The sequence below is a fragment of the Ciceribacter sp. RN22 genome (assembly GCF_024054295.1).
GTDB classification, from domain to species: Bacteria; Pseudomonadota; Alphaproteobacteria; order Rhizobiales; family Rhizobiaceae; genus Allorhizobium; species Allorhizobium lividum.
Genome location: NZ_JAMXLD010000001.1, coordinates 1,966,263 through 1,990,588, shown reverse-complemented (window position 1 = coordinate 1,990,588; position 24,326 = coordinate 1,966,263). Strand labels below are relative to the sequence as shown.

The 24,326-nt window shown below is 63.6% G+C and carries 21 protein-coding genes; 19 read left to right on the top strand and 2 right to left on the bottom strand.

What is annotated here, in order from left to right:
• The first annotated feature begins 4 nt into the window (after nucleotides 1–4).
• On the top strand, nucleotides 5–943 hold the full coding sequence (locus tag NHF53_RS09860) for a lipid A biosynthesis lauroyl acyltransferase (protein WP_252834032.1): 939 nt from the start codon (nucleotides 5–7) through the stop codon (nucleotides 941–943).
• A gap of 204 nt (nucleotides 944–1,147) precedes the next feature.
• Entirely contained in the window at nucleotides 1,148–1,876 is a 729-nt protein-coding gene (locus NHF53_RS09855) for a PAS domain-containing protein (protein WP_252834031.1), read from the top strand.
• 36 nt (nucleotides 1,877–1,912) lie between these two features.
• Here NHF53_RS09855 and NHF53_RS09850 read toward each other — a convergent pair whose 3' ends face one another.
• Nucleotides 1,913–2,431 carry a hemerythrin domain-containing protein gene (locus tag NHF53_RS09850; RefSeq protein ID WP_114361691.1) on the bottom strand — a complete coding sequence of 173 codons (519 nt, stop codon included), beginning with the start codon at nucleotides 2,429–2,431 and terminating at the stop codon, nucleotides 1,913–1,915.
• A 291-nt stretch (nucleotides 2,432–2,722) separates the two neighbouring features.
• On the opposite strand from NHF53_RS09850, the gene ccoN reads away from it, so the two are divergent.
• The 9 genes from ccoN (at nucleotide 2,723) to gndA (ending at nucleotide 12,538) form a co-directional block, all read left to right on the top strand.
• The gene (gene ccoN / locus NHF53_RS09845; RefSeq protein ID WP_114361692.1) at nucleotides 2,723–4,351 is read left to right on the top strand and encodes a cytochrome-c oxidase, cbb3-type subunit I; all 1,629 of its coding nucleotides are present in this window, start codon (nucleotides 2,723–2,725) and stop codon (nucleotides 4,349–4,351) included.
• A 14-nt stretch (nucleotides 4,352–4,365) separates the two neighbouring features.
• Nucleotides 4,366–5,097, top strand: coding sequence for a cytochrome-c oxidase, cbb3-type subunit II (gene ccoO / locus NHF53_RS09840; protein ID WP_252834030.1), 732 nt, complete (start codon nucleotides 4,366–4,368; stop codon nucleotides 5,095–5,097).
• 10 nt (nucleotides 5,098–5,107) lie between these two features.
• The gene (locus NHF53_RS09835) at nucleotides 5,108–5,260 is read left to right on the top strand and encodes a cbb3-type cytochrome c oxidase subunit 3 (RefSeq protein WP_112684844.1); all 153 of its coding nucleotides are present in this window, start codon (nucleotides 5,108–5,110) and stop codon (nucleotides 5,258–5,260) included.
• A 3-nt stretch (nucleotides 5,261–5,263) separates the two neighbouring features.
• Nucleotides 5,264–6,127, top strand: a complete 864-nt coding sequence (ccoP, locus tag NHF53_RS09830; protein ID WP_252834029.1) for a cytochrome-c oxidase, cbb3-type subunit III — start codon at nucleotides 5,264–5,266, stop codon at nucleotides 6,125–6,127.
• A 284-nt stretch (nucleotides 6,128–6,411) separates the two neighbouring features.
• Nucleotides 6,412–8,001, top strand: coding sequence for a cytochrome c oxidase accessory protein CcoG (gene ccoG, locus NHF53_RS09825; protein WP_252834028.1), 1,590 nt, complete (start codon nucleotides 6,412–6,414; stop codon nucleotides 7,999–8,001).
• A complete protein-coding gene (locus NHF53_RS09820; protein ID WP_252834027.1) occupies nucleotides 7,998–8,543 on the top strand; it encodes a FixH family protein in 546 nt (181 codons plus the stop codon). The genes ccoG and NHF53_RS09820 overlap by 4 nt, the downstream gene beginning before the upstream one ends.
• Nucleotides 8,540–10,840, top strand: coding sequence for a cation-translocating P-type ATPase (locus NHF53_RS09815; protein WP_252834026.1), 2,301 nt, complete (start codon nucleotides 8,540–8,542; stop codon nucleotides 10,838–10,840). The genes NHF53_RS09820 and NHF53_RS09815 overlap by 4 nt, the downstream gene beginning before the upstream one ends.
• On the top strand, nucleotides 10,837–10,992 hold the full coding sequence (gene ccoS, locus NHF53_RS09810) for a cbb3-type cytochrome oxidase assembly protein CcoS (protein ID WP_112684834.1): 156 nt from the start codon (nucleotides 10,837–10,839) through the stop codon (nucleotides 10,990–10,992). Before NHF53_RS09815 ends, ccoS begins: the two co-directional genes overlap by 4 nt.
• Before the next feature lie 124 nt (nucleotides 10,993–11,116).
• Nucleotides 11,117–12,538 carry an NADP-dependent phosphogluconate dehydrogenase gene (gene gndA, locus NHF53_RS09805; RefSeq protein WP_252834025.1) on the top strand — a complete coding sequence of 474 codons (1,422 nt, stop codon included), beginning with the start codon at nucleotides 11,117–11,119 and terminating at the stop codon, nucleotides 12,536–12,538.
• A 48-nt stretch (nucleotides 12,539–12,586) separates the two neighbouring features.
• On the opposite strand, the gene NHF53_RS09800 is transcribed toward gndA, so the two are convergent.
• Entirely contained in the window at nucleotides 12,587–13,621 is a 1,035-nt protein-coding gene (locus tag NHF53_RS09800; RefSeq protein WP_252834024.1) for a LacI family transcriptional regulator, read from the bottom strand.
• A gap of 450 nt (nucleotides 13,622–14,071) precedes the next feature.
• On the opposite strand from NHF53_RS09800, the gene NHF53_RS09795 reads away from it, so the two are divergent.
• From NHF53_RS09795 to mgrA, 8 genes are all read left to right on the top strand, one after another.
• Entirely contained in the window at nucleotides 14,072–15,307 is a 1,236-nt protein-coding gene (locus NHF53_RS09795; protein WP_252834023.1) for an ABC transporter substrate-binding protein, read from the top strand.
• Nucleotides 15,308–15,469: 162 nt separating this feature from the next.
• Complete coding sequence (locus tag NHF53_RS09790; protein ID WP_252834022.1) at nucleotides 15,470–16,372, top strand: carbohydrate ABC transporter permease; 903 nt, start codon at nucleotides 15,470–15,472, stop codon at nucleotides 16,370–16,372.
• Nucleotides 16,365–17,309: a carbohydrate ABC transporter permease gene (locus NHF53_RS09785; RefSeq protein WP_252834021.1), complete on the top strand. Its 945-nt coding sequence runs from the start codon at nucleotides 16,365–16,367 to the stop codon at nucleotides 17,307–17,309. Before NHF53_RS09790 ends, NHF53_RS09785 begins: the two co-directional genes overlap by 8 nt.
• A 5-nt stretch (nucleotides 17,310–17,314) precedes the next feature.
• Nucleotides 17,315–18,406 carry an ABC transporter ATP-binding protein gene (locus tag NHF53_RS09780; protein ID WP_252834020.1) on the top strand — a complete coding sequence of 364 codons (1,092 nt, stop codon included), beginning with the start codon at nucleotides 17,315–17,317 and terminating at the stop codon, nucleotides 18,404–18,406.
• Nucleotides 18,407–18,698: 292 nt separating this feature from the next.
• Nucleotides 18,699–21,155 carry a glycoside hydrolase family 2 protein gene (locus NHF53_RS09775; RefSeq protein ID WP_252834019.1) on the top strand — a complete coding sequence of 819 codons (2,457 nt, stop codon included), beginning with the start codon at nucleotides 18,699–18,701 and terminating at the stop codon, nucleotides 21,153–21,155.
• Nucleotides 21,156–21,218: 63 nt separating this feature from the next.
• Nucleotides 21,219–21,980 carry a sugar phosphate isomerase/epimerase gene (locus NHF53_RS09770; protein ID WP_252834018.1) on the top strand — a complete coding sequence of 254 codons (762 nt, stop codon included), beginning with the start codon at nucleotides 21,219–21,221 and terminating at the stop codon, nucleotides 21,978–21,980.
• Between the two features lie 28 nt (nucleotides 21,981–22,008).
• Nucleotides 22,009–23,142: a Gfo/Idh/MocA family protein gene (locus tag NHF53_RS09765; protein WP_252834017.1), complete on the top strand. Its 1,134-nt coding sequence runs from the start codon at nucleotides 22,009–22,011 to the stop codon at nucleotides 23,140–23,142.
• 203 nt (nucleotides 23,143–23,345) lie between these two features.
• Nucleotides 23,346–24,326, top strand: a 981-nt coding sequence (gene mgrA, locus NHF53_RS09760) for an L-glyceraldehyde 3-phosphate reductase (RefSeq protein WP_252834016.1), incomplete at its 3' end; no start/stop codon positions are given.

Genomic DNA, 24,326 nt, shown 5'->3' with positions numbered 1-24,326 from the left:
CGCCTTGAAGCTCTTCGTCACCCGGATCGTGCTTGCATTGCGCCGCTTCCAGCAGTGGCTGGTGGCGCAGCTCGCCTTCGGCTTCCTGACGGTTCTCAAGATTTTCCCGGCCGATCCGGCGATGAACTTCGCCGACTGGCTGATGCGCAGGATCGGACCGAAGACGCGGCGTCACGGGCTGATGCTTACCAATCTGCGCAATGCGTTCCCGGAAAAGTCCGAGGCCGACCTCGAGCGGATCGCGGTCGCGAGTTGGGGCCATATGGGCCGGCTCGCCGCCGAGTACGTCTTCCTCGACCAGCTCTTCGATTTCGATCCTGAAAGACTGGGAGAGGGGAGGATCGAGGTGAGCGGCATTCCGCTTTTCCTGGAGCTGCGCGACCATCCGCGCCCCTTCATCGTCTTCACCGCGCATACCGCGAACTTCGAGCTGCTGCCGGTCGCCGGCGCTGCCTTCGGCCTTTACGTGAGCGTGCTCTTTCGCCCGCCGAACAACCCGTACATTGCCGAAAAGGTCTTCGACTTCCGCAAGAAGCGAATGGGCAAGCTGGTTCCCTCGCATGCCGGCTCGTCCTTCGCGCTCGCCCGCCAGCTCGAAGCGGGTGGCGGTGTCGGCGTGCTGGTCGACCAGAAATTCAAGAAGGGCGTCACCACGACCTTCTTCGGCCGGCCGGTGAAGACCAATCCGCTGCTCGCCAAGCTCGCACGGCAGTTCGACTGTGACGTGTACCCGGCGCGGTGCATCCGGCTCCCCGGCAACCGCTTCCGACTCGAAATCGAACCGAAGATCGCGCTGCCGCGCACCGAGGCCGGCCAGCTCGACGTCACGGCGACGGCCCAGCTCCTCAACGACAAGGTCGAATCGTGGGTGCGGGACTATCCCGAGCAATGGCTCTGGTATCACGATCGCTGGGACATCAAGCGAAGCCTCGATCTCGGGTGACAATCATCGCGTGTCCCGACCGGTTCGCCCCAGACCGGCTGCACTTACCTGTGCAGAGCCACATTTACCCCTAAAGTCAAGTTGTTGAGTCGGTCGGCTATTCGTGTTACCCGACTTGTCATGCGTCGCGGGATCTCTGTTCCGAACGCGACACCCCGGCGCGGCTGAAGCCGCCGATGCTGGGCTAGCCGGGAGTGCTCCTTGATGCCAAAAGCGACACGGAAAGATAACCTGCGTGCACTGTTCGAGGTGGTTGCATTGAAGAGCGAGCAGCTTCGGCAGGCGGTTCGTTTCGGCGACGACCGTCTCGTCCGGTTGCTCGACAGGGAACTCGATCCGCTGATCGTGGCGGTGGTGGAGTATCACGCCTCGAACAGCGACGAGATATATCAACAGTTGCGCTTCATCAGCGATCTCATTCGCGACAACGCGGACGACCGATCCTGCGTCACGCGCCATTCCTCCGTCCTGTCGACGCTTCTCGACCGGTATTTCGGAGACGGGGAGGAACGGCCGGCGACCGGGAAGAGCGAGCAGGTGAGAGTGGCTGCGATCGCGGGTGACGACAATCTCTTCAACGAATCGATCCTCAATACGCTGTCGGAGCAGGTTGCAGTCGTAACCACCGACTATCGCTATCTCTATGCCAATCCTGCACATGCCTTGACCCTGAAGCGCAGACAGATCGAGATCGTCGGCCGTCACGTCGCGGAGTTCATGCCCGGCAGTCACTTCGAAGATTTTACGCGCACGCGGCTCGACCGCTGCTTTGCCGGCGAGACGTTGACGTTCACTTTCTCCTACCGGCCGTGGGGCCGCGAAGGGGTGGCGTGCTGCACGATGACGCCGTTCGAGGGGAACGATGGCCGGATCGTCGGCGCGGTGGTGCTGATTCGGCCGAAGCAGGAGTCCTGCAGCAAGATCGCCGCGTAGTCGGTAGAGACGCCTGGCGTCCGGTCGCCTGCGGAGTCAGTGATGCCCGTTGGGTGTCGCATCCGGCGGCAACTGCGTCAGCAGGCAGTCGCGCTCGAAGGCGATATGCCGGCGCATGCCCTCGAAGAAGCCGCGTAACATGTAGCCGACGGCTTCCATGTTGACCGCATCGCCGGTGCCGAGCTTCAGAAGCGCGTCCGTCAGTTCCTCCGCGAAGCATTCGTCCTCGCAGTGTTCGAACTTTAGCCGTTCGATTGTTTCGTGAAGCTGCGGGCCGCGCTGCGACTCGATCCAGGGAAACAGCACCGCCTCCTCGTACTCATGGATGCTCTGGACGAGGGGGCCGAGCATCTTGGCGGCGTAGAGGCACTTCTCCCGGTTGACGCTGGACGGCAGCGAATCGGCGATCTCCTCGAGTTCGTTGCAGAGGGCCAGCTGCTCGCCATGGGCACGGCGCAGCCACGCGATCGTCCGCTGATTGTCGTTGAGTGCTGCGGACAGAACGGGCGTGCCTGCTGTGGCATCGCAGCCCGTTCCGGTGGTTTTTGCTTTCATTACCGTCATCTCCGGTACCTCGACCGCGCCATCGGGTCGCGAACATGCCCGTCGTCCACCGCGTCTACGAGGTCGAAGTGGCCTTTCCCGCCGTCCCGAGGCTCCCTGTGGCACCATTTCAGGCTGGCTGCGACAATATTCACTTTTCACTTAAGCACCGTTTTCTTGCATTGATTTAAATCAAGGTGCCTTGATGCGCTCGATGTCAATTCTGCACACAGCGCAGGAGGATTCTCCGCCCTATCAGGGGTCTTTCTGCGGTTGATCAGCAAGCCGTTGGGGGTTCCAACAATGAATTACACAATAGAAACTACGGTGATGGCGATCCTCGCCTTCGCCGCGTTGCTCGGGGTGGCCTTCGCCCAGGACAGCCTTTTCGCTGTCCACATGACGGTCGCCTTCATCGTGCTGCTCGGCGGTACGGTCGTCATGCTGCGGCAGATGAAGTTCGCACCCGCGAACGCAAAGTCCGCCGCACAGGTCAAATCCGAATATTTCGATGAGGTCGTGAAATACGGCGTCATCGCGACCGTCTTCTGGGGAGTCGTCGGCTTCCTCGTCGGCGTCGTGGTCGCCTTGCAACTCGCATTTCCCGACCTGAACATTGAACCCTGGTTCAATTTCGGCCGCATGCGTCCCCTGCACACGTCGGCGGTCATCTTCGCCTTCGGCGGCAATGCTCTGATCGCAAGCTCCTTCTACGTGGTTCAGCGCACCTCGCGCCAGCGTCTCTTCGGCGGCTCGCTCGGCTGGTTCGTATTCTGGGGCTATCAGCTCTTCATCGTGATGGCCGCGACGGGTTACCTGCTCGGCATCACCGAAGGTCGCGAATACGCCGAACCGGAATGGTATGTCGACCTCTGGCTCACCGTCGTCTGGGTTGCCTATCTGCTGGCTTTCCTCGGCACGATCCTGACCCGCAAGGAATCGCACATCTACGTGGCGAACTGGTTCTACCTGTCGTTCATCGTCACGATCGCGATGCTGCACATCGTCAACAACCTCTCGGTTCCGGTCTCCTTCCTCGGCGTGAAGAGCTACTCGGCCTTCTCGGGTGTGCAGGACGCGCTGACCCAGTGGTGGTACGGCCATAACGCCGTCGGCTTCTTCCTGACTGCCGGCTTCCTCGGCATGATGTACTACTTCGTTCCGAAGCAGGCCGGTCGCCCGGTCTATTCTTACCGTCTTTCGATCATCCATTTCTGGGCCCTGATCTTCCTCTACATCTGGGCCGGTCCGCACCACCTGCACTACACCGCTCTGCCCGACTGGGCGCAGACGCTCGGCATGGTGTTCTCGATCATGCTGTGGATGCCCTCGTGGGGCGGCATGATCAACGGCCTGATGACGCTCTCGGGCGCATGGGACAAGATCCGTACCGACCCGATCATCCGCATGATGGTCATCGCCATCGCCTTCTACGGCATGTCGACCTTCGAAGGCCCGATGATGTCGATCAAGGCGGTCAACTCGCTCAGCCACTACACGGACTGGACCATCGGTCACGTGCACTCGGGTGCTCTCGGCTGGGTCGGCATGATCTCCTTCGGCATGGTCTACTACCTGACGCCGAAGCTCTGGAACCGCAACCGCCTCTACTCGCTGCGGCTCGTCAACTGGCACTTCTGGCTCGCCACCCTCGGCATCGTTCTCTACGCCGCCGTCATGTGGGTCGCCGGTATCCAGCAGGGCCTGATGTGGCGCGAATACGATGCACAGGGCTTCCTGGTCTACTCGTTCGCCGAGTCGGTCGCCGCCATGTTCCCGTACTACGTCCTGCGTGCCGTCGGCGGTGCGATGTACCTCACCGGTGGTCTCATCATGGCCTACAACGTCCTGATGACCATCCGCGGCTACGAACGGCAGGAAGCACCGATCCCCGGTTCGGTCGTCCCCGCCGCCGTCCAGCCGGCTGAATAAGAAGGAAGGCTCTCATGTCTATTCTTGATAAACACCAAGTCCTCGAGAAGAACGCGAGCCTTCTCCTCGTCGCATCGCTGCTGGTCGTGACCGTCGGGGGTATCGTCGAAATCGTTCCGCTCTTCTACCTGGAAAACACCATCGAAAAGGTAGAGGGAATGCGGCCGTACTCGCCGCTGGAACTCGCCGGCCGGAACATCTACATCCGCGAAGGCTGCTACGTCTGCCACAGCCAGATGATCCGTCCGTTCCGCGACGAAGTGGAACGCTACGGTCACTACTCGCTGGCCGCGGAGTCGATGTACGACCATCCGTTCCAGTGGGGATCGAAGCGCACCGGGCCGGACCTAGCGCGCGTCGGCGACCGCTATTCGAACGAATGGCACGTTCAGCACCTGACCGAGCCCCGGGACGTCGTCCCGGAGTCGGTGATGCCGAGCTACTCGTTCCTGAAGACGACGCCACTCAAGGTCGCGAACGTCACCGGGAACCTCGAGACCAACAGGATCGTCGGCGTCCCGTATACGGACGACATGATCGCGAATGCTGATGCGGATCTCGCCGCCCAGGCCGATCCGAACGCAGACACCTCGGGACTGCTGGCGCGCTATCCCAAGGCCAAGGTGGGTGACTTCGACGGCGATCCGGCGAAGCTGACGGAGATGGATGCACTCGTTGCCTATCTCCAGATGCTCGGCACGCTGGTGGACTACACCACCTACGACGACGCGACCGGATATCGTTGAGGAGGGGCACATGGAAACCTACACGGCCATGCGCCACTTCGCCGACAGCTGGGGCCTGCTTGGCATGACCCTGTTCTTCGTTGGCGTGATCCTCTTCACCTACCGGCCCGGCGGCAAGAAACTGGCCGACGAGATCGCGCGCATCCCTCTCAAGGAGGACTAAGAGATGTCTGAGAAACATATTGACGAAATCAGTGGCGTCGAAACCACTGGCCATGAGTGGGACGGCATTCGTGAGCTCAACAACCCGTTGCCGCGCTGGTGGGTCTGGTTCTTCTACGCGACCATCGTCTGGGCGATCGGCTATACCATCGCCTATCCGGCGTGGCCGCTCCTGACGGGCAACACCAAGGGCATGCTGAACTACACCAACCGTGCGGCGCTGACTGAGGAAATGACGGCGGCGAAGGCGGCACAGGCGGTCTATCTCGACAAGATCGCCGCCTTGCCGCTCGACCAGATCGTCGCCGACAAGGAACTGGCGCAGTTCGCCATGTCCGGCGGTGCGGCGGCCTTCAAGGTCAACTGCGCGCCCTGCCATGGCTCGGGTGCCGCAGGTTCGCCTGGCTATCCGAACCTCAACGACAACGACTGGCTGTGGGGTGGCGATCTTCAGACGATCCAGACGACGCTCACCCACGGTATCCGCTATGATGCCGATGCCGATACCCGCGTGTCGCAGATGCCGGCCTTCGCCGACATCCTGCAGCCGGAACAGATCCAGCAGGTTGCCGCCTATGTCTGGAGCCTGAGCAACACGCCGTCGGACCCGGCGCTCGTCGAACCCGGCAAGCAGGTCTTTGCGGACAACTGCGTCGCCTGCCACGGTCCCGACGCCAAGGGCATGCGCGAGTTCGGTGCTCCGAACCTGACCGACGCGATCTGGCTGCGCGTGCAGGGCGAGCAGGGCATCGCCCAGCAGGTCGCCCAGCCGAAGCACGGTGTAATGCCGGCCTGGGGTGCTCGCCTCGGCGACACCACCGTCAAGGAACTTGCCGTCTACGTCCATTCGCTGGGCGGCGGCGAGTAAGCAGTGCCTGCCGGCGGCCGGAAACGGCCGCCGGACCACGTGAATGCAATCAGGTCCCCTTTTCAGACCACGCCTGTCGCGTGGTCTCTTTTTTGAAGGGTGTCCCACGCGGCCGGTCAGGCCCGCACGGCCCTCCGGGTCGGCTGCGATCCCGGCGCGTGACCTTATGCCGCTGGCGGCTGTGTTCACCCTTCGTTGCGGCGCTTCGCCGCCCCTTGATATAAGTCAAGGCGGCTATCCTGGCGAAGTGGGAAAAGGGTGGCCAGAATACGAGGTCCCCAGTCATGAATCTTCACATCGACAAGAACAATCCGGCAAGCTCCGACGAGGTCGAGCGGCTCGAGGCGGAGCCGGTGATGTCCGCCAAGCGGCGGGAACCCCTCTACAAAGCTCGGAAGAAGATATTTCCGAAGCGTGCGGAGGGGCGATTCCGGCAGTTCAAGTGGCTGGTCATGCTCGTGACGCTCGGCATCTACTACCTGACGCCGTGGCTCAGATGGGATCGGGGTGAGTTCGCGCCCGACCAGGCCGTGCTTATCGACCTCGCCCATCGCCGCTTCTACTTCTTCTTCATCGAGATCTGGCCGCAGGAGTTCTTCTTCGTCGCGGGCCTTCTGGTCATGGCGGGCTTCGGCCTTTTCCTCATAACCTCGGCCGTCGGCCGCGCCTGGTGCGGCTATACCTGTCCGCAGACGGTCTGGGTGGACCTTTTCCTGGTCGTCGAGCGGGCGATCGAAGGTGACCGCAACTCGCGCATGAAGCTTGAGACGGCGCCCTGGACCTTCGACAAGATCTGGAAGCGTGTGACCAAGCACGCGATCTGGCTGGCCATTGCCGTTGCGACCGGCGGCGCCTGGATCTTCTACTTTGCGGATGCGCCGATGCTCGCGATGGATTTCATCGAGGGGCAGGCGGCTCCGGTCGCCTACATGACCGTCGCCGTGCTTACCGCGACCACCTATCTCTTCGGCGGCCTGATGCGCGAGCAGGTTTGCGTCTACATGTGTCCCTGGCCGCGCATTCAGGCGGCGATGCTCGACGAGAGTTCCCTGGTCGTGACCTACAACGACTGGCGTGGCGAGCCGCGCATCCGTGGTACCAAGAAGGCGGCGGCCGAGGGCAAGGTTGCCGGCGACTGCGTCGACTGCAATGCCTGCGTCGCCGTCTGTCCCATGGGTATCGATATCCGGGATGGGCAGCAGCTGGAATGCATCACCTGCGCGCTCTGCATCGACGCTTGCGACGCGGTCATGGACAAGATCGGCAAGCCGCGTGGACTGATCGCCTACGCGACGCTCGAGGAATATCAGTCCAACATGGCGCTTGCGACCGACAACGGCACCACAGAGATCCAGCCGAACCGTGTGCGCAATGCCGACGGCAGCTTCAGCGACAAGATCCGCCATTTCAACTGGCGCGTCATCTTCCGTCCGCGGACGCTCCTCTACATGGGTGTCTGGACGGCCGTCGGCATCGGCCTTCTCGTTGCGCTGCTCGGCCGCGACCGGCTGGAGATCAACGTCCTGCACGACCGCAATCCGCAATACGTGCTGGAATCCGACGGATCGATCCGCAACGGTTACACCGTTCGCCTCTTGAACATGGTGCCGCAGCCGCGCAACGTGGAAGTCACGCTGGACGGCTTGGCCGGCGCGACCATGCGGGTGAACGGCCTGTCGGAAGTGGATGTCCGTTCCTTCACGGTCAACGTCGAACCCGACGAGGCGACGACCCTGAAGGTGTTCGTCACCGTGCCGGCGGACCAGATCGAGTCCAACGTCGAGAGCTTCCGGTTCAACGTCAAGGACGTGGATAGCAAGGAAGCCGACAGCTACAAGGCGGTGTTCAACGCTCCTGGAGAGAAACACAAATGAGTGTGCGTGAGGAAAAGGCCGGGTTCGTCTTCACCGGCAAGCATATGCTCGGCGTCTTGGTCCTGTTCTTCGGAACGATCATCTCGGTCAATCTCGTGATGGCCTATTACGCTTCCTCGACGTGGAGCGGCCTGGTGGTTCAGAACACCTATGTCGCGAGCCAGCAGTTCAACGCCAAGGCATCGGCGATCCGCGAGATGCTGGCTTCCGGCATCAAGGGTGAACTGGACGTTTCCGGTGACGCGATCCGCTATCGGCTGACCCTTCCGGGGGATGAGGCCGTCGCGGCGGACACGGTGACCGCGCATTTCAAGCGACCCGTCGGCGAGCATCAGGACTTTGTCGCCGAGCTTTCGGCGCTCGGCGGCGGCCTCTACGGCGTAAGCCACGAGGTTCTGCCGGGCGAGTGGATCGTCGAACTGATCGCGGTCAAGGACGGCAAGCCGATCATGCACGAGGCGCCGCGCATCGCGCTCGCCGACGGCAGGATGATCCTGCTCGAGGAGCGGCACGAGCATCCCGGCGAGGGAGGCAAGAAATGAGCTGCTGTGCGGCCGGAACCGAAGGCGCACTCGACATCGAACGAGCCGGCCATGCGCTGCCGACGGCCGAGGAACTGCGGCTCGCCAGCCGCGACCTCGGTGACGGCCTGAAGCAGATCGACCTTGCGGTGCCCACCGTTCATTGCGGCGCGTGCATCACGACAATCGAGGCAGCCCTGCGGAAACTTCCCGAGGTGGAGCGGGCCCGCGTCAACCTGACGTCCAAGCGGGTGTCGATCGTCTGGCGGGAAGAGCAGGGCGGTCGTCCGACCGATCCTTCGATATTGCCGCGGGCGATTGCCGCGACCGGCTACGAAACCCATCTCTTCACGACGGCCGCGGAAGCGTCCGACGAGTTGCGCAACAAGCTGGTCCGGGCCGTGGCGCTTTCGGGCTTCGCGGCGGGCAACATCATGCTGTTGTCGGTTTCGATCTGGTCGGGTGCCGATGCCGCGACGCGCGATCTCTTCCACTGGATTTCGGCGATGATCGCCGCACCGGCGCTGATCTTCGCCGGGCGGTTCTTCTATCAGTCCGCCTGGAACGCGCTGAAGCACGGTCGTACCAACATGGACGTGCCGATCGCGCTCGCAATCACGCTCTCCTACGTCGTCTCCTTGTGGGAGACCATTCATCATGGCGAACATGCCTGGTTCGACGCGACCGTGTCGTTGCTCTTCTTCCTCCTGATCGGCCGCACGCTCGACCACGTCATGCGCGACCGTGCGCGCTCCGCGATCACCGGGCTTGCGCGGCTCAGCCCCCGCGGTGCCATGGTGCTCGGCGAGAACGGCGCGCGCGACTATCGCCCCGTCGAGGAAATCCGCGTCGGCGACCGGATCGCGATCGCGGCTGGCGACCGGGTGCCCGTCGACGGCGAGATCGTCGCCGGTTCGAGCGACATGGACGTCTCGATCGTCAACGGCGAGAGCGCACCGCTTGCGGTCAGCGCCGGCGACGACGTACAGGCCGGAACGCTGAGCCTTACCGGATCGCTGGTCATCCGTGCGACTGCCACGGCGCGTGATTCCTTCCTTGCCGAGATCATCGGCCTCATGGAAGCGGCCGAAGGGGGCAGGGCGCGATACCGGCGCATCGCCGACCGCGCGGCGCAGATCTATGCGCCGGCGGTGCATCTTCTGGCGCTGACCACCTTCTTCGGCTGGGGCATCTTCGGCGGCGACTGGAAGCAGGCGATGCTGATTGCGATCTCCGTGCTGATCATCACCTGCCCCTGCGCGCTCGGACTTGCCGTTCCGGTGGTGCAGGTCGTCGCTGCCGGCCGTCTCTTCCGAAACGGGATCATGGTCAAGGACGGGTCCGCCATGGAGCGGCTCGCCGAAATCGACACGATCGCCTTCGACAAGACCGGCACGCTGACGCTCGGGCGTCCGCGCTTCATCAACCGCGCGGAGGTCGATCCGCAGCATCTCGCGCTTGCCGCAGGCCTCGCGGCGCACTCTCGCCATCCGCTGTCGCGCGCACTCCATGCGGCGGGCGGCAGCCCGTCGACCGACCTCGACGTTGTCCGTGAAATTCCGGGCGCCGGCATCGAGGCGGTCACGTCGGACGGCACCTATCGTCTCGGCAGTCGCGCGTTCGCCTGCGAGACGGCCGGCGCCTCCGTGGGCGAGAATGACGCGACCTCCGAGGTCGTGCTGTCGCTCGACGGCCGCGAACTCGAGAGCTTCCGCTTCGAGGATGCTGTGCGGCCGGGTGCGGAAAAGGCGGTCGCACGGCTGAAGTCCCGGGGCTATGCCGTGGGCATACTCTCGGGAGACCGCGAAGGTGTCGTCGCGCCGCTGGCGCGTCGTCTCGGCATCGAGAACTGGCGCTCGGGTCTGTCTCCGCGCGAGAAGGCCGAGCTTTGCGCCGCTGCCTCCGACAAGGGGCAGAAGCTGCTGATGGTCGGCGACGGCATCAACGATGCGCCGGCGCTCGCCGCCGCCCACGTGTCGATCGCGCCGGCGACCGCCGCCGATGTCGGCCGCCAGGCTGCCGATTTCGTCTTCATGCGCGACAGTCTCGATGCCGTTCCGTTCGCCATCCAGGCATCCCGCCGCGCCGGCCGGCTGATCCGCGAGAATTTCGCGCTCGCGATCGGCTATAATGCGCTGGCGGTTCCGATCGCGATCCTCGGCTATGCGACGCCGCTGATCGCGGCAATCGCCATGTCGACCTCGTCGATCATCGTCGTCCTCAACTCGTTGCGGCTCAACCGGCTCGAAATGGCCGATCAGCCCGCGACGGATGAAAAGCCGTCCTATGCCGGTCCGGAGGCGTCGTTCGCGTCATGAACATGCTGATCTTCCTCATCCCGATTGCGCTCTTTCTCGGCGGTCTCGGACTTTTCGCCTTCCTCTGGTCGCTGAAGAGCGGCCAGTACGAGGACCTCGAAGGCGCCTCCTGGCGCGTCCTCGACGACGGCGACGACCGGCCGGCGCGCTGAACGATCGGAGGAGCCGCCCGGTTCCTCGCAGGTGTTTGCCTGACGCTGCCCGGCAGATCGGCGCTTGCCGCCCGTTCCGATGAGTGCCACATATGCCTCCACCTGAAACGAAGGAGGCTCGCGCATGCAGACGGCTGAAATCGGCTTGATCGGTCTCGGGGTGATGGGGTCAAACCTCGCCCTCAACATCGCGGAAAAAGGCAACCGGATCGCGGTCTTCAACCGCACGGCCGCGCGCACCGACGAGTTCCTTGAGGAGGCGGGCGACCTCGGCGGCAACATCGTCGGTTGCCGCACGATCGAGGCGTTCGTCGCCGCCATCCGTCCTCCGCGCCCGATTGTCATCATGATCAAGGCGGGCGATGCCGTCGATGCGCAGATCGATGCGCTGATGCCGTATCTCGCAAGTGGCGACATCATGATCGACGCCGGGAACGCCAATTTCCGCGACACGATGGCCCGTTTCGACCGTCTGAAGGACACCGGCTTCACCTTCATCGGTATGGGCGTTTCGGGCGGCGAGGAGGGCGCGCGCCACGGTCCGTCGATCATGGTCGGCGGTACGCCGGACTCCTACGCTCGCGTCGAGAACGTCCTGACCTCAATCGCCGCGAAATACGAAGGCGATCCGTGCTGCGCCTGGCTCGGGCCGAACGGCGCGGGTCACTTCGTCAAGACGATCCACAACGGCATCGAATATGCCGACATGCAGATGATCGCGGAGATCTACGGTATCCTGCGCGACGGCCTAGGAAAGCAGGCTTCCGAGATCTCCGGGGCCTTCGGCGCCTGGAACCGCGGCCGGCTCAATTCCTACCTGATCGAGATCACCGAGAAGGTGCTGCAGGCGAAGGACACGGTGACGGGTGCCGCGATCGTCGACATGATCCTCGACCGGGCCGGCCAGAAGGGGACCGGCAAATGGTCGGTCATCGAGGCGCAGCAGATGGGCGTGCCGGCGACAGCGATCGAGGCGGCGGTCGCCGCCCGTAGCCTTTCGTCGATGAAGGACGAGCGTGTTGCCGCGGAGACCATCTTCCCCGGCGGGCGTTCGCGCTTCGAACTGCCGGCCGGCGTCGCCCTCGAAACCGAGCTCGAACTGGCGCTCTTCGCCGCCAAGATCGCCGCCTATGCGCAAGGCTTTGCCGTGCTTTCCTCCGCCAGCCGCGAGTACGACTGGTCGCTGCCAATGCCGACCATCGCGCGGATATGGCGGGCCGGCTGCATCATTCGCTCGCAGTTTCTCGACGAGATCACCCGCGCCTTCACCGCCAATCCGGAGGCGGCGAACCTGATCGTCACGCCCGCCTTCTCCGCCATGGTGCAGGAGAGCCTGCCGTCATTGCGCCGGGTCGTCGCAGCCGCCGTTACGGCGGGACTTCCGGTTCCGGCACTCGCCTCGGCGCTCTCCTATTTCGATTCCTATCGGCAGGCGCGCGGAACCGCCAACCTCATCCAAGCGCAGCGTGATTTCTTCGGAGCACATGGTTTCGAGCGTACCGACGGGCTCGACAGGCCGCACGGTCCCTGGGGCAGCGGCGCGTGAACGATCAGACCGCAGCGAAAATCTGAAGACAAGAGGAGCCCGTCGCGGTCAGTCGGACCAGACGGGCTCACTCATGCTCTGGAGATGCTCCGGCGCGATGCCGTCGATGCGGGCGATGACCGCTTTCGCGAGTTCGCGGCCGGCGTGCTGCACGTCTTCGAAGGCAGTGATGATCTCCGGGCGGATCCATTTGAGGATCGGTGTCGATTCCTTGGAGACGAGGTCGATGTCACGGCCGACCCGCTTTCCCGCGGCCTCGATGCCGGCATTGACGGCGATGGTGGCACTGCCGGAGGATGAGACGATGCCGTCCGGCGCGTCGTCGGAGCGCATCAGCGCCTCGATCGCATCGCGGATGTCCTGCAGTGGCGCGTCGATGTTGAGGCCGAGCGGAACCTCCTTCGCGCCGTGCTCGCGGAGCCCCTTTGCGAAGCCCGCCCGGGTGTGAGTGTAGTAGGAGAGCTTGCTCGGCGGCTGGAGCAGCGCGATGCGCGTGCGCCCGCGGCGCACGAGCCGCTCGACCGCCTGATGGGCGAAGGCCTCGTTGTCGAAGTCGTGATAGGGGTGAACGAGCCCGGCATCGGTTCGCCCATGGGTGGCGAACGGCATGTTCTGCTCGGAGAGCAGCCGCACGCGCGGATCGTCCGGCTCGATCCGCGAGATGATGACGCCGTCCGCCGACCCGGTGTCGAGAATGTAGCGCACCGGCAGCATCGGGTCCTTGCTGTGGGAATGCGGCGTCACCACGATGTGGTAGGGCGTTCCTGTCAGCACCTCGGAGATGCCGAAGACCATCTGGCTCGAAAAGCCCATGATCTCCTCGTCGATGCTGAGCACCAGCGCGATGACGTTGGTCTTGCCGGTGCGAAGGCGCACGCCGGCGCGATTCGGCTGATAGCCGAGCTGCCGCGCGACCATGCGCACGCGCTCCTTCGTGTCCGCGCCGATGTCCGGAGCATCCTTCAATGCCCTGGAAATCGTGGTGATGCCCAACCCCGTCATATAGGCGATGGTCTTGAGTGTCGGCCGCTCGGCTGTCGTGCCAGCCGGTCTGCGGACTTCGCTCGCCTTACCCTTCTTCATATGTTCCCCGCCGCTTACGATGATCCGCATTATAGACACCGTCGCAGGCGTCGCAATCGATCCGGACCGGTCGTTCAGGATAAGCGTAAGGTAGGCAATCTGAAACGTTGCAGTGAATTTGTCGAGTGTTCGCGAGGTAAAATTTTGACGGGAACAACCAGTGGTGTCGTCTTGCGGTCGACGGCGGTCATTTTGCACGTGCGAGGGCAGGGCTGGACGCCGGATCTCCGGGTATCCGCTGCAGATCCGCTAAGCTCTCGGCAAAAATGACGAAAATGCCGATCGTTGCGGTGCAGCGATGAGGTGACGGACGACTCGCCACTTGACCGGCAGAAATCGCGTAATGGTTGAAAATATCGCTTCGATGAGATTGTTGATACTTCCCGGTTGCACGGTTCAAACGTTTCGCATAGCTTTTTTACGGCAACGTTTCAGTGAGGGAGGACACTCATGAATTTTCGTCGTATTGCCGTTTTGCTCGCAGCCAGCGTGGTTCTGCCGTTCGGGGCAGCCCAGGCGACCGATCTTGAAGTAACGCACTGGTGGACGTCGGGAGGCGAGGCGGCGGCAGTCGCCGAGCTCGCCAAGGCCTTCGATGCGACCGGCAACAAATGGGTCGACGGCGCCATTGCCGGCTCCGGGGGTACCGCGCGACCGATCATGGTCAGCCGCATCACCGGTGGCGATCCGATGGGGGCCACGCAGTTCAACCACGGCCGTCAGGCGGAGGAGCTCGTTCAGGCGGGGATGATGCGCGATCTCGATGCGGTGGCCGAGCGTGAGAAGTGGCGTGAAGTTATCCGCCCGGCGAGCCTGCTCGACAGCTGCACGATCGACGGACACATCTATTGTGCGCCGGTCAATATCCACTCGTGGCAGTGGCTGTGGCTCTCCAACGCGGCCTTCGAGAAGGCGGGCGTTGCCGTTCCGAAGAACTGGGACGAGTTCGTTGCCGCCGCCCCAGCGCTCGAGAAGGCGGGCATCATTCCGCTCGCCGTCGGCGGCCAACCCTGGCAGACCTCGGGCGCGTTCAACGTCATCATGGTCGCGCTTGCCGGCAAGGACAACTTCTACAAGGTCTACAAGGACAAGGACGCCGAGTTTGCGGCGGGTCCGGAGGTCGCCAAGATCTTCAAGGCGGCCGACGACGCACGTCGGATGTCGAAGGGTTCCAACGTCCAGGACTGGAACCAGGCCACCAATCTGGTGATCGCCGGCAAGGCCGGCGGCCAGATCATGGGTGACTGGGCGCAGGGTGAATTCCAGGTGGCCGGTCAGGCCGCCGGCAAGGACTATACCTGCCTGCCGGGCCTCGGCGTCAACGAGATCATCTCCACCGACGGCGACTCCTTCTACTTCCCGCTCTTGAAGGACGAGGCGAAATCCAAGGCGCAGGAGGAACTTGCTTCCGTTCTCGTAAACCCGGCGACGCAGGTCGCGTTCAATCTCAAGAAGGGCTCGCTGCCGATCCGCGGCGACGTCGACCTCAATGCGGCCAATGACTGCATGAAGAAGGGTCTCGACATTCTCGCCAAGGGCAACGTGGTGGAGAGCACCAACCAGCTCATGTCCGCCGACAGCCAGAAGCAGATCGAGGACCTGTTCTCCGAATTCTTCGCCAATCCGTCGATGACGCCCGAGGACGCGCAGAAGCGTTTCGTCGACATCATCGCTTCGGCGGAGTGATCGGCGGTTTCGCGCTCCGGCCGGCGGCTTTCTCCGTCGGCCGGCATGTCTCCTTCCGGCGGGAAGGAGAGGTGAGGGCTTCCATGGGTCGCGGTGACGGCGGGCATCGCCGGTCCGAATGACGCCCGGTTGCCTTCGGTCGTGAATGAGGAGGACATGTCAATGACGGGCCAGACGTATGCCGGTCGACCCAGCAAGCTCTTGCGCAATCTCAATGCGAAGATTGCCTCCATTCCGATGATCCTCGTCGCCGTCGTCATCTTCCTCGGCGGCACGATCTGGACCGTGGTCTATTCGTTCACCAATTCGAAGCTCTTGCCGCGGCTGAAATTCGTCGGCATCGAGCAGTATGAACGCCTGTGGGCGGCGCCGCGCTGGCTGATCTCGATCGAGAACCTCGCGATCTACGGCTTCTTCACGCTCGTTTTCAGTCTGGTGATCGGTTTCGTTCTCGCGGCGCTGATGGACCAGAAGATCCGCTTCGAAAACACGTTCCGCACGATCTTTCTCTATCCTTTCGCGCTTTCGTTCATCGTCACCGGCCTCGTCTGGCAATGGGTGCTCAACCCGGAATTCGGCGTCCAGTCCGTCGTGCGGTCGCTTGGCTGGACGAGCTTCACCTTCGACCCGCTCTACAATTCCGAGATCGTCATCTACGGCGTCCTGATCGCCGGTCTCTGGCAGGGGACGGGGCTCGTGATGTGCCTGTTGCTTGCCGGCTTGCGCGGCATCGACGAGGACATCTGGAAGGCCTCCCGCGTCGACGGCATTCCGATCTGGAAGACCTATCTCCTCATCGTTATCCCGATGATGCGGCCGGTCTTCATCACCACCCTCGTCATCATCGCGAGCGGCATCGTGCGCGTCTACGACCTCGTCGTCGCACAGACCAGCGGCGGCCCCGGTATCGCCTCGGAAGTGCCTGCGAAATACGTCTACGACTACATGTTCCAGGCGCAGAACCTCGGGCAGGGCTTTGCCGCATCAACAATGATGCTGATCACCGTCGCGATCGTGATCATCCCCTGGGCCTATCTCGAATTCGGAGGAAAAAGGCGTGGCTAATCCCGGCTCCCTCAACACGACCGCGGCCGCCCTCGACGCCTCTTCCGGCCGGCTCGGTTCCGAGCCGCGCGGTGCGCGGCCCCGACGAGCCCTCTCGTCGCGCAACATCATGATCTACGGCACGCTCCTCGTCGCCGCCGCCTACTACCTGCTGCCGCTCTACGTGATGGTGATGACCTCGCTCAAGGGCATGCCGGAGATCCGCCTCGGCAACATCTTTTCACTGCCGGTCGAAATCACCTTCGAGCCATGGGTGAAAGCCTGGGCGACCGCCTGCACGGGGCTCAACTGCGACGGCCTTTCGCGCGGCTTCTGGAATTCGGTGAGGATCACGATCCCCTCGACGCTGGTGTCGATCCTGATCGCCTCGGTCAACGGCTATGCGCTCGCCAACTGGCGCTTCAAGGGTGCCGACCTCTTCTTCACCATCCTCATCATCGGCGCCTTCATCCCCTATCAGGTGATGATCTATCCGATCGTCATCGTGCTGCGCGAGATGGGCATCTACGGCACGCTGACCGGTCTCGTCATCGTGCACACCATCTTCGGCATGCCGATCCTGACGCTGCTCTTCCGCAACTATTTCACCTCGCTGCCGGAAGAACTCTTCAAGGCGGCCCGCATCGACGGGGCAGGATTCTGGCAGATCTATTTCCGGATCATGCTGCCGATGTCGCTGCCGATCTTCGTGGTCGCGATGATCCTGCAGGTCACCGGCATCTGGAACGACTTCCTGTTCGGCGTCGTGTTCACGCGGCCCGAATACTACCCGATGACCGTCCAGCTCAACAACATCGTCAACTCCGTCCAGGGCGTGAAGGAATACAACGTCAACATGGCCGCAACGCTGCTGACTGGCGCAGTTCCGCTCATCGTCTACTTCGTCTCCGGACGCCTCTTCGTCCGGGGCATCGCCGCCGGCGCAGTCAAGGGTTAAGCAAGATGTCGCATTCTGTCTCCATCAAGGATCTGTCTTTGAGCTTCGGCGCCGTGAAGGTGCTGCAAAACCTCGATCTCGATATCCGTGACGGCGAGTTCCTCGTCCTGCTCGGTTCGTCCGGCTGTGGAAAGTCGACGCTCCTGAACTGCATCGCCGGTCTGCTCGAGCCGACCGACGGACAGATATTCATCAAGAACCGCAACGTCACCTGGGAGGAGCCGAAGGACCGCGGCATCGGCATGGTGTTCCAGTCCTATGCGCTTTATCCGCAGATGTCGGTCGAAAAGAACCTCTCCTTCGGCCTGCAGGTCGCCAAGGTGCCGAAGCCGGAGATCGAAAAGCGCGTGGCGCGGGCCGCCGAAATCTTGCAGATCGGGCCGCTCCTGAAGCGCAAGCCGGCCGAACTTTCCGGCGGCCAGCGCCAGCGCGTGGCGATCGGCCGTGCGCTGGTGCGCGATGTCGACGTCTTCCTGTTCGACGAGCCGCTTTCCAATCTCGATGCCAAGCTGCGCTCGGAACTGCGCGTCGAGATCAAGCGGCTGCATCAGTCGCTCAGGAACACGATGATCTACGTCACCCACGACCAGATCGAGGCGCTGACGCTCGCCGACCGGATCGCCATCATGAAGAGCGGCGTCATCCAGCAGCTCGACGACCCGATGACGATCTACAACCGCCCGCGCAACCTCTTCGTCGCCGGCTTCATCGGCTCCCCGTCGATGAACTTGATCCGCGGCGAAATCGCCGAACGCGGCGGGCGCCCGGTCTTCCACACGGACGGCGTCGACTTCTCGCTCGACGGTTACGATGCCAGCGGGACGTTGGAGCCTGGCCGCAAGGTGGTCCTCGGCGTGCGTCCCGAGCATGTCCTCGTCGACGAGGATATCGTCGGCACGGACGAAATCCACGAGGCGGTGGTCGATATCGAGGAGCCGATGGGCGCCGACAACCTGCTGTGGCTGAAGTATGCTGGCCATGTGCTCGGCGTTCGCACCGGCGGCACCCGTCGTTACCGTCCCGGCACGAAGGTGCGCCTCGGTTTCGACATGTCGGTCGCCTCGCTCTTCGATGCCACGACGGAGGAACGGATTTGAACGCCGGCGTCCGGGTGAACGTACCCCCCTCTGCCCTGCCGGGCATCTCCCCCTCAAAGGGGGAGATCGCCGGGTTTCCGGCGCACCGATCTGCCTCTGATGCTGGCGCGAGCCGAGGCGTCGATGGGGTTTCGCCCTGGACTTCGGGAAACCTCGCGTGGAGCGGCGCAGCGCATGTTTCGTCCTGCTCACGAGATGCGGCGGCCGACGCACGTCGATCTCCCCCCTTGAGGGGGAGATGGCCGGCAGGCCAGAGGGGGGTGCTCGTGCCTCCGACAGACGGACCAAGATCATGACATCACCCGCATCCTCGACCACGATCGACCTCTCCGGCGAATGGCGCCTGTCCACCGCCGACGGCGAGCACAGTTGCGCAATCCTGTTGCCGGGCGACGTGCACTCGGCCTTGCAGGCCGCGGGTCTCATTCCGGACCCCTATGTCGGGCGCAACGAGGAGCGCGTGCAGTGGGTCGCCGAATGCGATTGGGTGCTGGAGAGGACCTTCTTCCTCGACCATGCGGACGGCCGCTTCTATCTCGACCTCGACTATCTCGACACGGTTGCCGTCGTCTTCGTCAACGACATCCCCGTGCTTTCCTCGGACAACTGCTTCCGGCGCTACCGGCCGGACGTCTCCGAGGCGCTGGAGCCGGGAGAGAACCGCATCCGCATCCTCCTGCATTCGTCGATTGCGGCCGGCGCCGAGCGGCAGGCCCGTCAGCCCTTCTATGTTCCCTATTCCACCACCAACTCACCGATCCCCAACGGCAACATGCTGCGCAAGCCGCAGTGCCATTTCGGCTGGGACTGGAACATCGCGCTCGCGCCGCTCGGCCTTTACGGGACGGTCGCGCTGAAAGCGCTCGATCCGGCGCGGATCGAACATCTCGTCACCCGCCAGGTGCACAACGAGGACGGCAGCGTCGATCTGCACCTCACGCTCACGCTCTACGCCGCCGAACCGGCCGTCGTGCCGGTGCATTTCGATCTCGACGGCGAGCGGGTGCTGCTCGATTGCGGCATCGACGCCGGCGAAACGACGATCCCGCACATCTTTCATATCGAGGCGCCGCGGCTCTGGTGGCCGGCGGGCAGCGGCGAACAGGCGCTCTACCAGCTGACCGTCGAGATCCCCGGCGAGGTGGTGACAAGGCAGATCGGTCTGAGGACCGTCGAACTTGTGACCGACGCAGACGATGCTGGTAGCCGCTTCGCCTTCCGTATCAACGGGCGGGAAATCTTCTGCCGCGGCGCGAACTGGATTCCGGCGGATGCGCTCTTCTCCCGGACCTCTCGGCAGAAGACCCAAGACCTGCTGCGTTCGGCGGTCGAGGCCAACATGAACATGATCCGCGTCTGGGGCGGCGGGTTCTACGAGCACGACTGGTTCTACGATCTCTGCGACCGGCTTGGCCTCATGGTCTGGCAGGACTTCATGTTCTCCTGCAATCTCTATCCCTGCACCGAGGATTTCCTGGCAAACGTCGTCGAGGAGGTGGACTACCAGGTCAGACGCCTTTCCTCCCACGCCTCCATCGTGGTCTGGTGCGGCGACAACGAACTCGTCGGCGCGCTCACCTGGTTCCCGGAGTCGCGCGACAACCGCGACCGCTATCTCGTCGCCTATGACCGACTCAACCGGACGATCGAGCAGGGGCTGAAGAAGGCGGCGCCGGAGGCGATCTGGTGGCCGTCGAGCCCGGCGTCGGGCTATCTCGACTACGGTGATGCCTGGCATGCCGACGGGTCCGGCGACATGCATTACTGGTCGGTCTGGCACGAGAACAAGAGTTTCGATAATTACCGAACTGTCAAACCGCGGTTCTGCTCGGAATTCGGTTTCCAGTCCTATACCTCGCTTCCGGTCATCCGCGGCTTCGCAGCGGCGAAGGACATGAATATCGCCTCGCCGGTGATCGAGCTGCACCAGAAGAATGTCGGTGGCAACGAGCGGATCGCCGGCACCATGTTCCGCTATTTCCGTTTCCCGAAGGATTTCGCCAACTTCGTCTATCTTTCGCAGATCCAGCAGGGACTGGCGATCAGGACGGCGGTCGACTACTGGCGGTCCTTGAAACCCCATTGCATGGGGACTCTCTACTGGCAGCTCAACGACACCTGGCCGGTCGCCTCCTGGGCGAGCCTCGATTACGGCGGCGGGTGGAAGGCGATGCATTACATGGCGCGCCGCTTCTTCCAGCCGGTCACGGTCGCCGCGATACCGTCCGAGGACGGTGACGAGATCCGCTTCTCGATGATCAACGACACACCGGAGCCGGCGGCGGTCGACATGAACCTCTTCGCGGTGACGCCCGGTGGGGAGAAGATTCCCTTGCGGACGGCGAGCGGGACGTGCCCGCCCGACAGGGCCGAAACCCTGCTCATTCTTGCGGCGGACGACATTCCGGCGGGCTGCATCCTGGCGTGGAGCTTCATCGCCAACGGCACGAGCGGCGAGGGCCACTATGTCCACGGCACCTACAAGGCACTCGACCTCGAGCCCTCGGGGCTGACGCTGCAGGCGAGACCGGGGCAGGGCGGCACGGTCGAGATCACCGTCTCCGCGCGCGGCCTCGCCCTCTTCGTGATGATCGAGTGCGATCTCGCCGGCCGCTATTCCGACAACGTCTTCGACCTTGCGGCCGGCGAAAGCCGCGTCGTGACCTTCACGCCGAGGGAACCGCTCGCGGCAGGCGACCTGCCGGACTTCACCCTCTACGACCTCTATTCCTGCCAGGCCGCGAGCTGATCCTTCTGCGGCCTGTCCGACCAGACCCCGGGGCACCACCCGAACCCTACGAGGAGACTACATATGACGAAACTCGGCTTCCAACTTTACAGCGCCCGCAATTTCCAGCCCTTTTCCGAGGTTTTTCCGAAACTCTCCGCCGCCGGTTACAAGGAGGTCGAGGGCTACGGCGCCATGTACGCCTCGCTCGACGATGCCGGCGTTGCGGCGCTGCGGGCCGATCTCGACCGCAACGGGCTTTCCATGCCGACCGCCCATTTCGGGCTCGACATGCTGGAGGACGACCCGAAGCGCGTGCTGAAGATCGCCGAGACGCTCGGCATCGAGGCGATCTACTGCCCCTATCTGATGCCGGACAAGCGCCCGGCGGACGCGCGCGGCTGGTTCGCCTTCGGCCAGCGGCTGCAGGAGGCCGGCAAGCCGGTCCGCGATGCGGGGCTGGTCTTCGGTTGGCACAACCACGACTTCGAATTCGTCACCCTCGACGACGGCTCCACGCCGCAGGAACAGATTTTCGCGGGCGGCCCGGATCTCTCCTGGGAGGCCGACATCGCCTGGGTGATCCGTGGCGGCGCCGACCCGCTGGCCTGGATCGAGAGCTACGGCAAGCGCATCAGCGCCGTCCACGTCAAGGATATCGCACCGGCCGGGCAGAACGCCGACGAGGACGGCTGGGCCGATGTCGGCCACGGCACGGTCGACTGGAAGGGGATCGTCGGCGCGCTCAAGGCGCATCCGGTCCGCCATTACATCGTCGAGCACGATAATCCCAACGATCTCGACCGGCTGATTGCCCGGTCGATCGCCTCCTTCAACAGCTACTGATCATCACAGAAACAGTCGGAACGTACCCATGACACGTGAACTCGGCGTCGGCATCATCGGATGCGGCAATATTTCCACGACCTATTTTTCGCTCGCCCCGCTCTTCAGGGGGCTCAAGGTGCTTGCCTGCACCGATCTCAACATGAACGCCGCCGAGCTTCGGGCGGAGGAATACGGCGTGAAGGCACAGACGGTCGACGAACTGCTCGCCAATGACGAGCTCGACATCATCGTCAACCTCACCATTCCGGACGCGCATTATGTCGTCTCGAAGCGCATTCTCGAGGCCGGCAAGCACGTCTATTCGGAAAAGCCGCTGGTGTTGAGCCTCGAAGCCGGCGAGGATCTGCGCCGGATCGCGAAGGACAAGAAGCTCAGCGTCGGCTGCGCACCTGACACCTTCCTCGGCGGTTCCCACCAGCTTGCCCGCAAATACATCGATGAGGGCGGGATCGGTCGCATCACCTCCGGCACCTGCCACGTAATGAGCCCGGGCATGGAGATGTGGCACCCTAATCCGGACTTCTTCTTCCTGCCGGGCGGCGGGCCGGTGCTCGATCTCGGCCCGTACTACATCGCCAACCTGATCAACCTCATCGGCCCGGTGAAGCGGGTGGCGGCACTCACCTCCATGGCGTCGGAGATGCGGACCATCACCAGCCAGCCGCGCGCCGGCGAGGTGATCCCGGTCCGCACGCCGACCAACATCCATGCGCTTCTCGAATTCGAGAACGGCGCGACGGTCACCCTGTCGGCGAGCTGGGATGTCTGGTCGCATCGCCACGGCAACATGGAGCTCTACGGCACCGACGGCTCGCTCTTCGTACCGGACCCGAATTTCTTCGGCGGCACCGTCGAGGCGAGCGGCCGCAACAAGGAGATCAAGCCGCTCGAAAGCTGGGACCATCCCTTCGGCATCGACAACCAGGAGCATGCGAACGGCCCGCGCGCCAACTACCGCACGGCCGGCCTCGCCGACATGGCGGTCGCGATCCTCGAAGGCCGGGACGCCCGCTGCTCGCTCGACCGCGCGCTCCATGGCGTCGATGTGATGACGTCCATCCTGCAGTCGGGCGCGGAGGGCCGCTTCGTCGAGCTTTCGACCACCTGCACGCAGCCGCAGGCGCTCGGCATCGACGAGGCGCTGGCGCTGCTGAGGTGACGGGAGGCGGTGAAGCCGGTATGAGGAAGCGTCTGGCTGCCTCTCATCCGGCTGCCGCCACCTTCTCCCCGCTTGCAGGGAGAAGGAACTTGCGACACGGCTTGCCATTTGTTCCTTCTCCCCGTTCGCGGGGAGAAGGTCCCGGCAGGGGGATGAGGGGCGGTCCCGAAAGGCGAATGCCGCCTCTGCAACTGGAGACTTTCATGACCTGGCAACCATCCGAGAACCGCTACGAGCGGATGACCTACAATCGCTGCGGACGAAGCGGCCTGAAGCTGCCGGCGATTTCGCTCGGCCTCTGGCACAATTTCGGCAACGATACGCCGCACGCGACGAAGCAGGCGATCTGCCGAACGGCCTTCGATCTCGGCATCACCCACTTCGACCTCGCCAACAATTACGGCCCGCCGCCCGGTTCGGCGGAGGCGGCCTTCGGCGAGATCCTGCGGACCGATTTCGCCGGCTATCGCGACGAGCTCATCATCTCGTCCAAGGCGGGCTACGGCATGTGGGCCGGCCCCTACGGCGAGTGGGGCAGCCGCAAATACGTGATCGCCTCCTGCGACCAGAGCCTGAAACGGCTCGGTCTCGACTATGTCGACATCTTCTATTCGCATCGCTTCGACCCCGACACGCCGCTCGAGGAAACCTGCGGGGCGCTCGACCACATCGTCCGGTCGGGCAGGGCGCTCTATGTCGGGATTTCCTCCTACAATTCGAAGCGCACCCGTGAGGCGGTGGCGATCCTGAAGGACCTTGGAACGCCGGTTCTCATCCACCAGCCGAGCTATTCGATGATCAACCGCTGGATCGAGGAGGACGGCCTCGTCGATACGCTTGAAGAGCTCGGCATCGGGTCGATCGTCTTCTCGCCACTCGCGCAGGGCATGCTGACGTCGAAATACCTCAACGGCATTCCGACCGGTAGCCGTGCCTCGCAGGAGAAGTCGCTCGATCCCGGCTTCCTCAACGAGAAGAACCTCGAGAACATCCGCGCGCTCGGCCGGATCGCGGAGCGTCGCGGCCAGACGCTCGCCCAGATGGCGCTCGCCTGGGTGCTGCGCGGCGGGCGCATCACCTCGGCGCTCATCGGCGCGAGCCGCCCCGAGCAGGTCGAGGATTGCGTGAAGGCATTGGATAAGCCCGATTTCAGCGCCGAGGAACTCGCCGAGATCGACACCTAT

What these genes read in the sequence shown, in the direction of transcription:
- NHF53_RS09855 (WP_252834031.1), top strand. Translation starts at nt 1,148, where the DNA reads ATGCCAAAAGCGACACGGAAAGATAACCTGCGTGCACTGTTCGAGGTG.
- NHF53_RS09850 (WP_114361691.1), bottom strand. Translation starts at nt 2,431, where the DNA reads ATGAAAGCAAAAACCACCGGAACGGGCTGCGATGCCACAGCAGGCACG.
- ccoN (WP_114361692.1), top strand. Translation starts at nt 2,723, where the DNA reads ATGAATTACACAATAGAAACTACGGTGATGGCGATCCTCGCCTTCGCC.
- ccoO (WP_252834030.1), top strand. Translation starts at nt 4,366, where the DNA reads ATGTCTATTCTTGATAAACACCAAGTCCTCGAGAAGAACGCGAGCCTT.
- NHF53_RS09835 (WP_112684844.1), top strand. Translation starts at nt 5,108, where the DNA reads ATGGAAACCTACACGGCCATGCGCCACTTCGCCGACAGCTGGGGCCTG.
- ccoP (WP_252834029.1), top strand. Translation starts at nt 5,264, where the DNA reads ATGTCTGAGAAACATATTGACGAAATCAGTGGCGTCGAAACCACTGGC.
- ccoG (WP_252834028.1), top strand. Translation starts at nt 6,412, where the DNA reads ATGAATCTTCACATCGACAAGAACAATCCGGCAAGCTCCGACGAGGTC.
- NHF53_RS09820 (WP_252834027.1), top strand. Translation starts at nt 7,998, where the DNA reads ATGAGTGTGCGTGAGGAAAAGGCCGGGTTCGTCTTCACCGGCAAGCAT.
- NHF53_RS09815 (WP_252834026.1), top strand. Translation starts at nt 8,540, where the DNA reads ATGAGCTGCTGTGCGGCCGGAACCGAAGGCGCACTCGACATCGAACGA.
- ccoS (WP_112684834.1), top strand. Translation starts at nt 10,837, where the DNA reads ATGAACATGCTGATCTTCCTCATCCCGATTGCGCTCTTTCTCGGCGGT.
- gndA (WP_252834025.1), top strand. Translation starts at nt 11,117, where the DNA reads ATGCAGACGGCTGAAATCGGCTTGATCGGTCTCGGGGTGATGGGGTCA.
- NHF53_RS09800 (WP_252834024.1), bottom strand. Translation starts at nt 13,621, where the DNA reads ATGAAGAAGGGTAAGGCGAGCGAAGTCCGCAGACCGGCTGGCACGACA.
- NHF53_RS09795 (WP_252834023.1), top strand. Translation starts at nt 14,072, where the DNA reads ATGAATTTTCGTCGTATTGCCGTTTTGCTCGCAGCCAGCGTGGTTCTG.
- NHF53_RS09790 (WP_252834022.1), top strand. Translation starts at nt 15,470, where the DNA reads ATGACGGGCCAGACGTATGCCGGTCGACCCAGCAAGCTCTTGCGCAAT.
- NHF53_RS09780 (WP_252834020.1), top strand. Translation starts at nt 17,315, where the DNA reads ATGTCGCATTCTGTCTCCATCAAGGATCTGTCTTTGAGCTTCGGCGCC.
- NHF53_RS09775 (WP_252834019.1), top strand. Translation starts at nt 18,699, where the DNA reads ATGACATCACCCGCATCCTCGACCACGATCGACCTCTCCGGCGAATGG.
- NHF53_RS09770 (WP_252834018.1), top strand. Translation starts at nt 21,219, where the DNA reads ATGACGAAACTCGGCTTCCAACTTTACAGCGCCCGCAATTTCCAGCCC.
- NHF53_RS09765 (WP_252834017.1), top strand. Translation starts at nt 22,009, where the DNA reads ATGACACGTGAACTCGGCGTCGGCATCATCGGATGCGGCAATATTTCC.